Source organism: Citrobacter sp. HN-141 (genome assembly GCF_033341895.1).
GTDB lineage: Bacteria > Pseudomonadota > Gammaproteobacteria > Enterobacterales > Enterobacteriaceae > Citrobacter.
Genome location: NZ_JAWPBF010000001.1, coordinates 330,590 through 344,816 on the forward strand (window position 1 = coordinate 330,590; position 14,227 = coordinate 344,816).

Below are 14,227 nucleotides of genomic sequence, written 5' to 3' on the forward strand. Positions count from 1 at the left end.
CCTCCGGGCAACTCAATTACTTCAGCGATCCTTTAAGGAACTGCTGTAAACGCGGGCTTTGTGGGTTCCCAAACACCTGCTCCGGATTGCCCTCTTCTTCAATTTTTCCCTGATGCAGGAAAATAACGTGTGAGGAAACGTGGCGGGCAAACCCCATTTCATGCGTCACGACCACCATGGTTTTCCCCTCCTCAGCCAGCTGTTGCATGATGCGCAGCACTTCGCCGACCAGCTCTGGGTCTAGCGCCGAGGTGGGTTCATCAAACAGCAGAACTTCCGGCTCCATCGCCAGCGCACGGGCAATTGACACACGCTGCTGCTGACCGCCGGACAGATGCACCGGGTATTTCCCCTGCGCGCGCTCATCAATACCGACTTTGGCCAGATACTTCACCGCACGCTCGCGGGCTTCCTGCTTGCTCAGCCCCAGCACCTGAATCGGCGCTTCCATGACGTTTTCCAGCACCGTCATATGACTCCACAGGTTGAAGTGCTGAAAAACCATCGTCAGTCGCGTACGTAACAGACGCAGCTGATTTTTATCTGCAACCTTCAACTGACCGTCTTTGTCGCGTACCAGACCAATATTCTGACCGCTAACCACAATCGTTCCGGCGCTCGGTTTTTCCAGAAAGTTAATGCAGCGCAGGAAGGTACTTTTACCTGAACCTGACGAACCAATAATGCTGATAACATCACCCGCATTGGCCTGCAGCGATACCCCTTTCAGCACTTCATGTTCGCCGTAGTGCTTATGTAAATCGATAACGTTTAATTTATTCTCAGGCATCGTGTTACTCGAACTATTTAGAGGATACATGCTGCAACCAGCGTTTTTCCGCTTTACGGAACAGGCTGATCAGGACATACGAAATCATCAAATACAGTACAGCGGCAATACCGAATGCAGTAAATGGCTGGTAGGTTGCCGAGTTGATGTCACGGGCGATTTTCAACAAATCCGGCACCGTCGCGGTAAACGCCAGCGCCGTGGAATGCAGCATTAAAATGACTTCGTTGCTGTATGCCGGTAACGCGATACGCAGCGCGGAAGGCAAAATAATGCAGCGGTACAGTTTGAAGGAAGAGAAACCGTAAGCGCGTGCGGCTTCAATCTCGCCATGCGGAACGGAACGGATGGCCCCGGCAAAAATTTCCGTCGTGTAGGCACAGGTATTCAGCGTCAGCGCCAGTACGGTACAGTTAAGCCCACTGCGGAAAAATGCGTTGAGGAAATCTGTCCCTTTCACAATCTCCAGCGTATACATGCCGGAATAAAACACCAACAGCTGAACATACAGCGGCGTTCCACGAAAAATATAGGTGAACAACCAGATAGGAAACTGGATAAATTTATTGCTTGATACACGACCAATCGCCAAAAACAACGCCAGTATTCCGCCCATCACTACTGACGAAATCAAAAGCCACAGGGTGATAGCGACGCCAGTGTAGCGATATCCGTCGGTCCACAGCAGGGACTTCCAGTATTCCTGAATAATCTCAATCACAGGTCAGCCCTCTTCACACCCACGGAATAGCGGCGCTCAAGGTACAGCAGCACACCATTAGAAACAGTGGTAAACACCAGATAGATGACCCCGCACACGACGGCAAAATAGAACGGCTCCCAGGTACTCTTCCCGGCAAGCTGAGTCGCTTTAACCACGTCTTCAAGTCCAAGCAACGATACCAGCGCCGTAGCCTTAAGAATAACCTGCCAGTTATTACCGATTCCCGGTAAGGCATAACGCATCATCGCCGGGAACATAATGCGACGAAATATTTGTGAGCTGGTAAAGCCAAACGCCGTTGCGGCTTCAATATGGCCTTTTGGTACAGCCATAAACGCACCGCGAAAAGTTTCGGTAAAGTAGGCACCGTAGATAAATCCAAGGGTGATAATGCCCGCAACCATCGGATCGATATCAATCTGGCCGATACCGATTGCATCAGTAATGGTATTCAGCGCGATTTGTAATCCGTAGAAGATGAGCAGCATTAAAACCAGATCGGGCACGCCGCGGATTAGCGTGGTGTACCCTTCGAAAATAAGCCCCATTGCCCGGCTTTGCGACAGCTTTGCTGCTGCGCCGACAAGACCTATCAGAACCGCCAGTACCACCGAGCTGAGTGCCAGCTCCAGCGTAACAATTGCGCCCTGTAAAATAACACCTGAAAAGCCATACAACATGCTGCCTGTCCTGTCGTGTGTGGTGGAGTAGTAAGCCTCTTTTGATTTCAGACTAACCGTTAAATGCCGGATGGCGGCCTTGCCTTATCCGGCCTACAAAATCACCGTAGGCCTGATAAGCGCTGCGCCATCGGGCATAAATTCAACGCGTCAAAAATCTACGGGCTTTATCAGCACCTGCGGTAATTAACCGCCGTAAACATCAAAATCGAAGTACTTTTTCGCCAGCTTCTCGTAAGTACCGTCAGCTCGCATTTCGGCAAAGGCTTTGTTCAGCGCTTCGCGCAGCTCGTTATCGTCTTTGCGCAGCCCCATACCGGTACCCACGCCGAATAACTTCTCGTCTTTCACAGACGGGCCGCCGAATTTGTAATCTTTACCGACTGGCTGTTTCAGGAAGCCTTCGCTGGCCGCGACTTCATCCTGGAATGCGGCGTCAATACGCCCGGCAGTCAGGTCAGAATAGATATTGTCCTGCCCCTGATAAGAGACAATCTCAATACCTTTTGGCGCCCAGTGTTCGTTACCGAACGTTTCCTGAGTGGTGCCCTGCAGCACACCAACACGTTTACCTTTCAGCGACTCAATGGTCGGCTGAATAGCAGAATCTTTAGCGACAACCAGACGCGAATCGGCTGCATAAAGCTTGTCGGTAAAAGCGATTTCCTGCTGACGCTTTTCAGTAATGGAAAGCGAGGACATGATGGCATCGATTTTCTTCGCTTTTAGCGAAGGGATCAGCGCGTCCAGCGGGTTTTCCACAAAGGTACATTGCGTATTGATACGTTTGCACAGCTCTTTAGCCAGATCGATATCAAAACCGACCAATTCACCCTGTGCATTTTTCGATTCGAACGGTGCATAAGTAGGATCGGTACCGATACGAATTTTTTGCGGGATGGCTGCAAATGCTGCGGTAGCACTGGAGAAAGCCAGAACCAGAGAAAGAGACAACACCAGTTTTTTCATAACTATCCTCAACAGACTGTCTTTTATAGGGGATCTTTACAGGACCAGGTGCAGTTATCGTGCCATTAATCAGGCCGACAAGGCAAAGCATTCTACCCTGTCAGCAGGATTTATTTGCATGAAAAGCGCTTAAGTATGCAATCACGCCCATTAAAACTACGATGAAAGCACCAAAACAGTGCACTGAAATCATTATGCACCGTAATGGTTAACCCCTAGGGTGCAGTCAATTCCCCGTTTCAGCGTATCAATCGCCGTAGACATTAAAGTTAAAATACTTACTCGCCATTTTGTCGTAGGTGCCATCTTTACGCAGTTCGCCCAGCGCTTTATCAAACGCCGCTTTCAGCTCGACATCGTCTTTGCGTAAGCCAATCCCGGTCCCGTCGCCAAAGTATTTTTTATCTTTTACTGAAGGACCGGCAAACGCGTAATCTTTACCTGCTGGTTGTTTCAGGAAGCCTTCGCTGGCTGCGACTTCGTCCTGCAATGCCGCATCCAGACGGCCTGCCGTCAGGTCAGAATAGATAAGGTCCTGGTTTGCATAAGCCACCACATCCACGCCTTTGCTGCGCCAGTTGTCATTGGCATAGGCTTCCTGCGTCGAACCTTGCAGTACACCAACGTGTTTACCCTTGAGTGAATCCAGAGTCGGTTGAATTGGGGAGCCTTTCGCGGCGATCAGACGTGAATCGGCTGCGTAAAGTTTGTTTGAGAAAGCAATTTCTTGCTGGCGTTTCTCGGTGATGGAAAGCGAAGAGATGATGGCATCAATTTTTTTCGCTTTCAGCGACGGGATCAGCGCATCAAAATCACTGGCGACCCAGGTACATTTGATCTGCATACGTTTACACATCTCATTTCCCAGATCGATATCAAAGCCGACAAAATCACCTTTGGCATCTTTAGAGGAAAAAGGAGCGTACGTTGTATCTGTACCAATACGAACTGTCTGCGGAAGTGCTGCGTAGCTGGCCGCGGTGGCGGAGAGCCCTACCAGCAAAGACAAAGCAAGAACCGTCTTCTTCATACATAACCCTCAAGTGGCGTAATTTTATTATGTTTTACGTTGTGTTGTGTGTTTGCAGACTTTTTCATGCAGGTCTTATGCCATTTTCGCATCGATGAGGATATTCGACGTTAAATATGTTAATAAAACGTTGCAATAATGTCCTGATTTTGAAGATAGCAGGTCTGACGGTTGAACCGCAGCGTTTCGTTGCGTTTTAACGAATTAAATGTTGAGGATATGATCGCGGTTACAAAATTGCCCTGAAACAGGGCAACGGATGTTTCTTTGCACGCTGATGGAACGGCTTACGCCCCTTGCCAGCGGGTGAACAGGTCCTGCGGAAGAGCGATATCAAACTGATCAAGCACACGATTAACCGTTTGATTAATCACATCATCAAGCGTCTGTGGCCGATGATAGAAGGCGGGAACGGGTGGCATAATCACCGCGCCAATTTCTGCCGCCTGAGTCATAAGACGCAAGTGCCCGAGATGCAGCGGAGTCTCACGTACACACAGCACCAGGGGACGGCGTTCTTTCAGCACCACATCTGCCGCACGGGTAAGCAGTCCATCGGTGTAGCTGTGAACGATGCCAGAAAGCGTTTTGATTGAACATGGCAGAATAACCATTCCGGCGGTCTGAAAAGAACCGGAGGAGATACTGGCGGCGATATCGCGCGTATCGTGCGTCACATTCGCCAGCGCCTGCACGTCGCGTACAGAGAGGTCCGTTTCCAGCGCCAGCGTCTGCCGCGCCGCCTGGCTCATCACCAAATGGGTTTCCACATCGGTAACGTCACGCAAAACCTGTAGCAGGCGCACACCGTAAATTGCCCCGCTTGCGCCAGAAATACCAATGATGAGTCGTTTCATGTTTAATCGCCCTTGCTTGCTCAGGGCCGACTTTGCAGGAATTTACGGTGAGTTGCAAGCAAGGGTGCAGGTTGCCCCTTGCTTGCGATCAAACGTTAACCTTCGTTGTGCATCTCAAGATTTTCCGCTTCGTTCTGGCGCAATACCGCTTTGGCATCGTCATTACGCAAAGAGTCGAGGAAATCGAGATACTGCTGGTCAACATCTTTAGTGACATAGACGCCATTAAACACAGAGCATTCAAACTGCTGAATGTCCGGGTTCTCAGCACGTACAGCGTCGATCAGATCGTTCAGATCCTGGAAGATGAGTCCATCCGCGCCAATGATTTGACGGATCTCGTCCACTTCACGACCATGAGCAATCAGCTCCGTCGCTGTTGGCATGTCAATACCATAAACGTTCGGGAAGCGAATCTCCGGTGCGGCAGAGGCCAGATAAACCTTCTTCGCGCCAGCTTCACGCGCCATTTCGATAATCTGTTCTGAAGTCGTTCCACGCACGATGGAATCATCAACCAACAGTACGTTTTTATCACGGAACTCAGCACGGTTGGCATTCAGCTTACGGCGCACGGATTTACGGCGCAGCTGCTGGCCCGGCATGATAAAGGTACGCCCCACGTAGCGGTTTTTCACAAACCCCTGACGATATGGCTTACCGAGGATACGGGCAATTTCCAGCGCGATATCACAAGAGGTTTCCGGAATGGGGATCACCACGTCGATATCCAGGTCTTCCCACTCACGGGCAATTTTTTCGCCAAGCTTTGTTCCCATATTCACACGGGCGCTGTAGACGGAAATCTTGTCGATGAAGGAGTCAGGACGCGCGAAGTAAACATATTCAAACAGGCATGGGTTGCTGACCGGATTATCGGCACACTGGCGGGTAAACAGCTGGCCTTTTTCGGTGATATACACCGCTTCACCAGGAGCTACGTCGCGCAGGAATTCAAAGCCCAGCGTATCCAGCGCCACGCTCTCAGACGCCACCATATATTCGGTACGACCATCGCCGATATCGCGTTTGCCCAGCACCAGCGGGCGGATACCATTAGGATCGCGAAACGCCACCATACCGTGACCGATAATCATCGCCACGCAGGCATAGGCACCACGGATCTGACGGTTGGTCGCTGCAATCGCAGCAAAAATATTGTCGGCTTCCAGCGGATAATGGCGGAAGTTATCCAGCTCGCTGGCGAAAATATTCAGCAGAATTTCTGAATCTGAAGTGGTATTGATGTGACGGCGCTTTTCTTCGAACAGCTTTTTACGCAGCTCATGCGCGTTGGTCAGGTTGCCGTTGTGGGCAAGCGTGATGCCATACGGTGAGTTGACGTAAAAAGGTTGAGCTTCAGAGGCGCTGGAGCTGCCAGCCGTTGGGTAACGCACATGACCGATGCCCATATTGCCCTGCAAACGCTGCATATGGCGCGCTTCAAAAATATCGCTCACCATTCCGTTTGCTTTACGCAAACGGAAGCAGTTATTGGCATCAATGGTGATGATGCCTGCGGCATCCTGACCACGGTGCTGAAGCACCGTTAACGCGTCATAAATCGACTGGTTTACCGGCATAACACCGGCGATACCGACAATACCGCACATACGTCTTTTCCTCGTTCAGCAACGACCCAAAGTTTATACTTTGGGCAAGAAACTTGACGAGCTTTGCAGATAGTCAAAGAACCATCTGATGATGAAACTGAACTGCGGGATCAGCTGCGACTTACTCCAGTCTTCACTTTTCGACAGACCGGTAAACGTATCGAGAAAGAACAGTATGGCGGCGACGATCAGCGCCCCTCTCAGAGCACCGAAGCAGATCCCCAACACCCTGTCAGTACCCGACAGGCCTGTTTTCTCCACCAGCTGGCCTATCACAAAGTTAACGATAGCGCCGACGATAAGTGTCGCGATGAACAGTATCGCGATAGCAATCCCATTTCGAACCAGTTCGTCTTCAAAGCCCGTAAACCAGACAGACAGGTAAGTGTAGTAATGGCTGGCGACAAAGAAAGCACAACCCCAAGTCACCAACGATAATGCTTCACGTACAAAGCCACGGATCAGGCTAACCAGACAGGAAAAACCAATCACCGCGATAATGGCGTAATCAATCCAGACCATAAGTGTCCCACGATTTTACGCCCTGTCGTCCTGTTCGGGGCGCATTCTAACAGAAAAAGAAAACGTTTGCGTAGGGATTTCCTTTCCACGCGTAAATAAAAATGGCGCTGAAAAAATCTTCAACGCCATACGGTTTTATGCCTCTTCGGGCACTGCCGGATAGCGGTGTTAACACCGTACCCGGCCGACATGAGACTGCCCCTTAATTAGGGGTATACCCCATCACAACCCCACTCAGGCCGGAGATTTTCTGCAGTTCTCCCAGCGAGTTTTTCAGCTTATCTCTGGACGCATCAGGCCCAACGAGAATTCGGGTTATTTTACCCTGTACCGGCGTTGACGGGGAAGTATATACCCGGAAGCCCGCACCACGTAACTTACCGACGATCTCATTGACCTTATCCGCATTTTTCAACGCACCGAGCTGCACAACGTAGGCTTTCCCGGTTGGTGCCGGCGCGTCTTCGACGACCGGTTTCGGTGCTGGTGCAGGAACGGGCGTCGGCGCCGGAGCAGCGGCAACAGGTTGCGGCTTCGGTTTTGGTTTTGGCGGCTCCACAGGCGCAGGGACAGGATCGAACTCTGCGTTGTTTGCTGCCGTCAGACGCGACGGGTCCAACGACGGCGCGGCCGCGTCACCGGCACGCACCTCTTCTGCCGCACCTTCCGGCGGTTGCGTCGGCAGTGCCTGCGTCGCCGCAGGCATCATGTCCGGTTCATCGCGATCGCCAGGTTTTGGTACCAGCGGGATCGCCGCAAACTCATCCTGATAATGTTTTTTCTGCCCGTCGAGCAGCCCGGGAAGCACAATCACCCCTAGCGCGACCAGCACAATAGTGCCAACTAATCGATTCTGAAACTTACTCGCCACCGCTTCTCCCCACGTCTATTACTTCCATGACATGTGCGACAGTGTGAAACGATCCACACACCAACACGGTATCTTCTGGTTTTGCCGCGGCCAGGGCCGCAATCCATGCCTGAGCCACGCTGTCATAGGCTTCGCCATTACCCAAGTGCTCCAGCAGTTGTTCTGCCGTTGCGCCACGCGGGCCTTCCAGAGGCGCACAATACCAGTCGTCAACCACGCTTTTCAACCAGGCTAACGTACCGGCAATGTCTTTATCATGTAGCATACCGATAACCGCAAGTACGCGCCCACTTTTCACTAACTTTTTCAGACGTTCAGTCAAATATTCCGCCGCATGTGGATTATGAGCAACATCAAAAATCACCCGCGGTGACTCGCTCACAATCTGAAAGCGCCCCGGTAAAATAGCCTGCTCGATACCTTCACGAATCGCCTGCTCGCTGACGTTAAGTCCGCTGGCTCTCAGTGCTGCCAGTGCGGTCGCGGCGTTAGGTTGCGGGACCTGCGGTAACGGCAGTTGTGTCAGCGTACCGTGGCTATCGGTGAATGACCAGTCGTTATCCGTAACCGAATAGCGCCAGTCCACGCCACGGCGCTGCAGTATCGCCCCTGTCTCTTGCGCCACATCCGCGATGGTATAGGGCATTTCCGGTTCACCGACGATAGCCGGTTTCTCTGCACGGAAGATCCCCGCCTTCTCACGGCCAATGCTTTCGCGATCGGGTCCCAGCCAGTCAGTATGGTCAAGCGCAATGCTGGTGACCACCGCGACATCGGCATCGACGATATTGGTTGCGTCAAGACGGCCACCTAAACCCACTTCCAGAATCACCACATCAAGCTGCGCCTGTTTAAACAGCCACAATGCTGACAGCGTGCCGTATTCAAAGTAGGTCAGCGAAATATCGCCACGTGCGTCTTCAATCTCAGCAAACGAGGCGGTATGCGCGGATTCAGGCAGTTCACGCCCCTGCACGCGCACGCGTTCCGTGTAGCGCACCAGATGCGGCGAACTGTATACTCCGACCTTATAACCTGCTGCGGTCAGCACCGATTCCAGCGTACGGCAGGTCGTGCCTTTTCCGTTAGTTCCCGCCACCGTAAAGACAAATGGCGCAGGTTTCAACACGCCCAGTTTGCGCGCCACCAGGCTTACTCGTTCGAGGCCCAGATCGATGGTTTTACTGTGCAGGTTTTCCAGATAAGAAAGCCACGACGCCAGGGGCGACGTGGCTTGAGGAATATGTTTATTGTCCATGATGCCTGTAGATTCTTTACGTTGAGAAAAGCAAAAGGGCAGCGCCTGTGGCCCTGCCCTTTTCAGTTATCAGGCCTCTGATTCCTGATCGGGTACCGGAGGTACCACCTCGCCTTCACGCGGTTCATCCGGATTCGGCGCGGGCAGATTCATCAGCTTCGCCAGAACACTTGCCAGTTTCAGACGCATTTCCGGGCGGCGTACGATCATATCGATAGCGCCTTTTTCAATCAGGAATTCACTACGCTGGAATCCCGGCGGCAGTTTCTCACGTACGGTCTGCTCAATAACACGCGGACCTGCAAAGCCGATCAGTGCTTTCGGCTCAGCAATGTTGAGATCGCCCAGCATCGCGAAACTTGCAGAAACACCACCCATGGTAGGGTCAGTCAGTACGGAAATGTACGGTAAACCACGTTCCTGCATTTTTGCCAGCGCCGCAGAGGTTTTTGCCATCTGCATCAGTGACATCAGCGCTTCCTGCATACGCGCCCCGCCAGACGCGGAGAAACAGATCAGCGGGCAGTTGTCTTCCAGCGCCTGTTCGACCGCACGGACGAAACGCGCGCCGACGACAGAGCCCATGGAGCCGCCCATGAAAGCGAACTCGAATGCAGCTGCAACGACCGGCATGCCGTGAAGCGTACCTTTCATTACCACCAGCGCGTCTTTCTCACCGGTTTCTTTTTGCGCAGAAGCCAGTCTGTCTTTGTATTTTTTGGAATCACGAAACTTCAGCACATCTTTCGGCTCAAGCTCGCTACCCAGTTCCACAAGAGAACCTTCATCTAACAGGCTATGCAGGCGATTACGCGCCGACATGCGCATGTGATGGTCACACTTCGGACAGACCTCAAGATTACGTTCCAGCTCAGCACGGTATAAAACCTGACCGCAGCTATCGCACTTGGTCCACACCCCTTCAGGAATGCTTGCCTTGCGGGTGGGAGTAATGTTGCTTTTAATTCGTTCAATCCAGCTCATTGGTGACCTTTCTGCCTGAACCCTAGTCAGCTTTGTTATAAGGGGCGCATAATGCCATTTTTGCCCCTAACAGACCATGAATGTTGCACATTAAAACATAACAGCCCGAAACTTTGGATAAAAAAGTGGTCGAACCGCTGAGTTACTTTCTATTTTGCAGCCCGTGACGCAGCGCGTTTATGGCGAATCACTTCAATCACACCAGGCAATACGGAGAGGACGATAATTGCCACAATCAGTAATTTCAGGTTTTCCTGAACGATCGGCAGATCGCCAAACAAGTAGCCTGCATAAGTGAACAGCAATACCCACAGCAACGCGCCTACAACGTTATACATCGCAAAATGACGGTAAGACATGTGTCCCATACCCGCAACAAACGGTGCAAATGTACGCACGATAGGAACGAAACGCGCCAAAATAATCGTTTTGCCGCCATGACGCTCATAGAACGCATGGGTTTTATCCAGATAGCTGCGGCGGAAAATTTTGGAATTTGGGTTACTGAAAAGTTTTTCACCGAACAACCGGCCAATCGTGTAGTTCACCGCATCGCCCACAATCGCCGCCACAATCATCAACGCCACCATCAGATGAACATTGAGATCGTTCGTAGGCAGCGCAGAAAGCGCACCAGCAACAAACAACAGCGAATCTCCTGGCAGGAACGGCGTTACCACCAGTCCTGTTTCGCAGAACAGGATCAGAAACAGAATCGCGTATACCCAGATACCGTATTCCGCGACCAGCTCCGCCAGGTGCACATCAATGTGCAGGATAAAATCGATGAGGAAGTAAATCAGATCCATAGTTATGCCTTTATACAATTCAAATTAGTCCGCCAGAAATAGCGGGCCCATTGGCGGTTTTGGCAGGTCAAATCGGTCAGGGTAATCTACCGCCACCAGATACAGACCTTCCGCCTTCGCCGTTGCTGCTGCTAACGTTCTGTCCTTCGCCGCTAACAGTTCTGCAATCCAGCTCTCCGGCTGGTTGTGGGCGCCTACTTCCATCAGGCTGCCGACAATATTCCTGACCATATGATGTACAAAGGCATTCGCTTTAATATCCACCACCACATAAGTGCCGAAACGCGCGACGTTTATATGCATCACGTTACGCCACGGCGTGCGTGACTGACACTGCACTGCCCGAAACGAGGTAAAATCATTTTCGCCAATCAGGCACTGAGCCGCACGATGCATACGCTCAGCATCCAGCGGCTCATAGTAATGTGTCACGCCTTTACCCAAAACCGCAGGGCGCAACCGATGATTGTAGATGATGTAGCGATAACGGCGAGCCGTGGCGCTAAATCGGGCATGAAAATCATCCGGTACCGCTTTCACCCAGCGTACGGCGATGTCACCAGGTAAATTCGCATTTACCCCCAGCGTCCACGCCGCATCTTTACGCAGGGCGGTCGTTTCAAAGTGCACAACCTGCCCCGTACCGTGAACACCCGCATCCGTGCGGCCCGCACAAAAGACAGTAATGCGTTCATTCGCAACCTGAGAGAGCGCTTTTTCCAGTTTTTCCTGAACGCTACGCACTTCGTTCTGGCGCTGCCAGCCATAATACTTGCTGCCGTCATACTCAATGCCCAGCGCAATTTTATGCGTTGACGGCTGTTGCAGGTCAGACATTAGTACAGGTACTCCTGCACCAGTTTTTCCGCAACTTTTACTGCCATCAATGCGCCGCCAAAGCGCACATTATCCGCCACGGACCAGAACTGAACCTGTTCCGGCATACCGTAGTCGTTATGTACGCAACCAATTGACAGGTGCGGCGTACCAGACGCATCGCCAACCTGGGTCGGGAAATCAGTCTCTTCTGACAGCACAATATCTTCACCACGAGAAAAGGCATCACGCGCCTCTTCTGCGGCCAGCGGGCGCAGCGCTTCAAAATTCACCATCTGCGCATGACCGTAGAACACCGGTGACTGCACGATGCTGGCTGAAATTAACAGGCCGTCATCTTGCATAATTTTACGGACTTCATCGACGATACGACGTTCTTCGCGCACGCTACCTTCGCGATCGGGCAACAGCGGCAGCATATTGAACGCCAGTTGGCGGCCAAAGAAGTCATCCTCGTCAATCGGGATACCGTTGAGCAATTTCGCACTCTGCCCGGCCAACGCGTCTACCGCTTTTTTACCGTGGGCGGAAGCCGAGATAATGTTGGTTACCGTAATACGTGAGAGGCCACCGTCATCGATCAGCGGCTTCAGCGCGGAAAGCAGTTGACTGGTCAGGCTGTTTGGCACCGCGATAACGTTGCGATTGCGGTAATCTGCCAGTACAAATGGGTTAACGTCCGGGACGACCAGCGGAACGTCAGGCTCGAGCGCAAACAGACCACTGCTGTCAATCACCAGACAACCGGCATTGGTTGCTTCTTCCACCCATGCCGCAGTGGCTTCAACCCCCGCGACAAAAAATGCCAGTTGAGCCTGGGTCCAGTCAAAGTCAGCAACATCCTGGACAATGACCGATTTACCGTTAAAACGCAGGTGTTCACCGGCACTTTCATTACGAGCCAGCGCATAGATTTCACCGACCGGGAACTGGCGTTCAGCCAGCGTATCGAGCAGGGCTTCGCCTACGGCGCCCGTTGCGCCCAGAATGGCAATATTCCAGCCTTCAGACATGGTGATTTACTCCAGAAATACATAAGCGTCCCTGTCGTATTATTCGACAGGGAGCATTAAGAAGACATTAATGTGCCGGATGATGAACGGCGTTAAAACCCAGCTTACACAGCAGGGCTGCGGCGGCGGCATCGTCACACATTACGTATAAAGACGACCATTCGCGACGTTCAAGATAATTCTTGCGCAGTTTATCAAACTCACCCGGAATTCCAGCAACTTTGCGCAGTGGCGCATCGTCGCGGCGCACATCATACACTAAATGAACCAGCCTTTTCAGTGTTGGCTGATCTAACGGACCATGCAAGGTAATACGGCCAAATTCCGGCGCAGGCAACAGCGTGTTTAATGCAACGTGCTGTTCACGACCAATAAATTTGCTATAGGCCTCGAAGACCTGCGTTGTCCCACGTGCTTTCCCTTCCAGGGTATAGCCGGCAATGTGCGCCGTACCAATGTCCGCTTTCTCCAGCAGCGCCACATTCAGGTCCGGCTCGCCTTCCCAGACATCCAGCACGACGCTCAGCGGCTGCCCGGCGTTGAGTCGGTTCAGTAAGGCGGAATTATCCACGACCGGTCCGCGGCAGGCATTAATCAGAATGGTTCCGGGCTTCAGGCGGCTAATCAGCGCCTCATCGGCCAGGTGAAGCGTTTTGTACGGCCCTTCTTTGAATAACGGCGTGTGGAAGGTCAACACATCTGCTTGCTCAACCAGTTCTTCCAGCGTGCGGAAATCGCCCTCGTCGCCCCGATCGGCACGCGGTGGATCGCACAGCAAAGTACGGATACCTAATGCTTCCAGTCGCGCCTGTAAACGCCCTCCCACATTACCTACACCGACAATACCGACCGTACGGTCACGTAATGCAAAACCATCGCGCTCAGCCAGCATCAGCAGCGCAGAGAAGACATATTCCACTACCGCAATCGCATTGCAGCCGGGAGCCGCTGAAAAACCAATACCTGACTGCGCAAGCCAGGCATCATCCACATGATCCGTGCCTGCCGTTGCCGTACCGACAAACTTTACCGGTTTTCCACTGAGTAGCGATGCGTTTACTTTCGTCACCGAACGCACCATTAACGCATCCGCATCATCCAGTTCGGTGACGGGAATCGGGCGACCGGGAACCGCTTTGACCTCCCCCAAACGACTGAACAGTTCGCGGGCATAGGGCATATTTTCATCAACGAGGATTTTCACGTCTTTCTCACCTGTTTGAGAACGAGAGTTAACCGGGCAAGTGTGCCATAATCTCGCCGCCAGGCA

At 52.2% G+C, this 14,227-nt stretch carries 15 protein-coding genes; all 15 read right to left on the minus strand.

Going from position 1 to position 14,227, the window contains the following annotated elements; all coding sequences use genetic code 11:
- Positions 1–16 precede the first annotated feature (16 nt).
- The 15 genes from hisP to pdxB all read right to left on the minus strand — a co-directional run bounded on the left by hisP (position 17) and on the right by pdxB (position 14,161).
- Positions 17–790 carry a histidine ABC transporter ATP-binding protein HisP gene (gene hisP / locus RYZ59_RS01545; protein WP_318044420.1) on the minus strand — a complete coding sequence of 258 codons (774 nt, stop codon included), beginning with the start codon at positions 788–790 and terminating at the stop codon, positions 17–19.
- A gap of 13 nt (positions 791–803) precedes the next feature.
- Positions 804–1,511 (minus strand): histidine ABC transporter permease HisM, encoded by a 708-nt coding sequence (gene hisM / locus RYZ59_RS01550; protein WP_137384171.1) that lies wholly within the window; start codon positions 1,509–1,511, stop codon positions 804–806.
- Positions 1,508–2,194 carry a histidine ABC transporter permease HisQ gene (locus RYZ59_RS01555; RefSeq protein WP_003028118.1) on the minus strand — a complete coding sequence of 229 codons (687 nt, stop codon included), beginning with the start codon at positions 2,192–2,194 and terminating at the stop codon, positions 1,508–1,510. The genes hisM and RYZ59_RS01555 overlap by 4 nt, the downstream gene beginning before the upstream one ends.
- Before the next feature lie 186 nt (positions 2,195–2,380).
- On the minus strand, positions 2,381–3,163 hold the full coding sequence (gene hisJ / locus RYZ59_RS01560; RefSeq protein ID WP_003028120.1) for a histidine ABC transporter substrate-binding protein HisJ: 783 nt from the start codon (positions 3,161–3,163) through the stop codon (positions 2,381–2,383).
- A gap of 247 nt (positions 3,164–3,410) precedes the next feature.
- Complete coding sequence (gene argT, locus RYZ59_RS01565; protein ID WP_271440243.1) at positions 3,411–4,193, minus strand: lysine/arginine/ornithine ABC transporter substrate-binding protein ArgT; 783 nt, start codon at positions 4,191–4,193, stop codon at positions 3,411–3,413.
- A 287-nt stretch (positions 4,194–4,480) separates the two neighbouring features.
- Positions 4,481–5,050 carry a UbiX family flavin prenyltransferase gene (locus tag RYZ59_RS01570; protein ID WP_137384175.1) on the minus strand — a complete coding sequence of 190 codons (570 nt, stop codon included), beginning with the start codon at positions 5,048–5,050 and terminating at the stop codon, positions 4,481–4,483.
- A 95-nt stretch (positions 5,051–5,145) separates the two neighbouring features.
- Positions 5,146–6,663: an amidophosphoribosyltransferase gene (purF, locus tag RYZ59_RS01575; RefSeq protein WP_137384176.1), complete on the minus strand. Its 1,518-nt coding sequence runs from the start codon at positions 6,661–6,663 to the stop codon at positions 5,146–5,148.
- Between the two features lie 33 nt (positions 6,664–6,696).
- Positions 6,697–7,185 (minus strand): colicin V production protein, encoded by a 489-nt coding sequence (gene cvpA, locus RYZ59_RS01580; protein ID WP_005129678.1) that lies wholly within the window; start codon positions 7,183–7,185, stop codon positions 6,697–6,699.
- Positions 7,186–7,387: 202 nt separating this feature from the next.
- A complete protein-coding gene (dedD, locus tag RYZ59_RS01585; RefSeq protein WP_137384177.1) occupies positions 7,388–8,056 on the minus strand; it encodes a cell division protein DedD in 669 nt (222 codons plus the stop codon).
- Positions 8,046–9,314 carry a bifunctional tetrahydrofolate synthase/dihydrofolate synthase gene (gene folC / locus RYZ59_RS01590; RefSeq protein WP_318044427.1) on the minus strand — a complete coding sequence of 423 codons (1,269 nt, stop codon included), beginning with the start codon at positions 9,312–9,314 and terminating at the stop codon, positions 8,046–8,048. The genes dedD and folC overlap by 11 nt, the downstream gene beginning before the upstream one ends.
- Before the next feature lie 69 nt (positions 9,315–9,383).
- Positions 9,384–10,298: an acetyl-CoA carboxylase, carboxyltransferase subunit beta gene (gene accD, locus RYZ59_RS01595; RefSeq protein ID WP_137384179.1), complete on the minus strand. Its 915-nt coding sequence runs from the start codon at positions 10,296–10,298 to the stop codon at positions 9,384–9,386.
- 149 nt (positions 10,299–10,447) lie between these two features.
- Complete coding sequence (locus RYZ59_RS01600; RefSeq protein ID WP_003028140.1) at positions 10,448–11,107, minus strand: DedA family protein; 660 nt, start codon at positions 11,105–11,107, stop codon at positions 10,448–10,450.
- Between the two features lie 24 nt (positions 11,108–11,131).
- Positions 11,132–11,944 (minus strand): tRNA pseudouridine(38-40) synthase TruA, encoded by an 813-nt coding sequence (gene truA / locus RYZ59_RS01605; RefSeq protein WP_318044429.1) that lies wholly within the window; start codon positions 11,942–11,944, stop codon positions 11,132–11,134.
- On the minus strand, positions 11,944–12,957 hold the full coding sequence (locus RYZ59_RS01610; RefSeq protein ID WP_137384181.1) for an aspartate-semialdehyde dehydrogenase: 1,014 nt from the start codon (positions 12,955–12,957) through the stop codon (positions 11,944–11,946). Before RYZ59_RS01610 ends, truA begins: the two co-directional genes overlap by 1 nt.
- 67 nt (positions 12,958–13,024) lie before the next feature.
- Positions 13,025–14,161 carry a 4-phosphoerythronate dehydrogenase PdxB gene (gene pdxB, locus RYZ59_RS01615; RefSeq protein ID WP_318044432.1) on the minus strand — a complete coding sequence of 379 codons (1,137 nt, stop codon included), beginning with the start codon at positions 14,159–14,161 and terminating at the stop codon, positions 13,025–13,027.
- Positions 14,162–14,227: the final 66 nt, after the last annotated feature.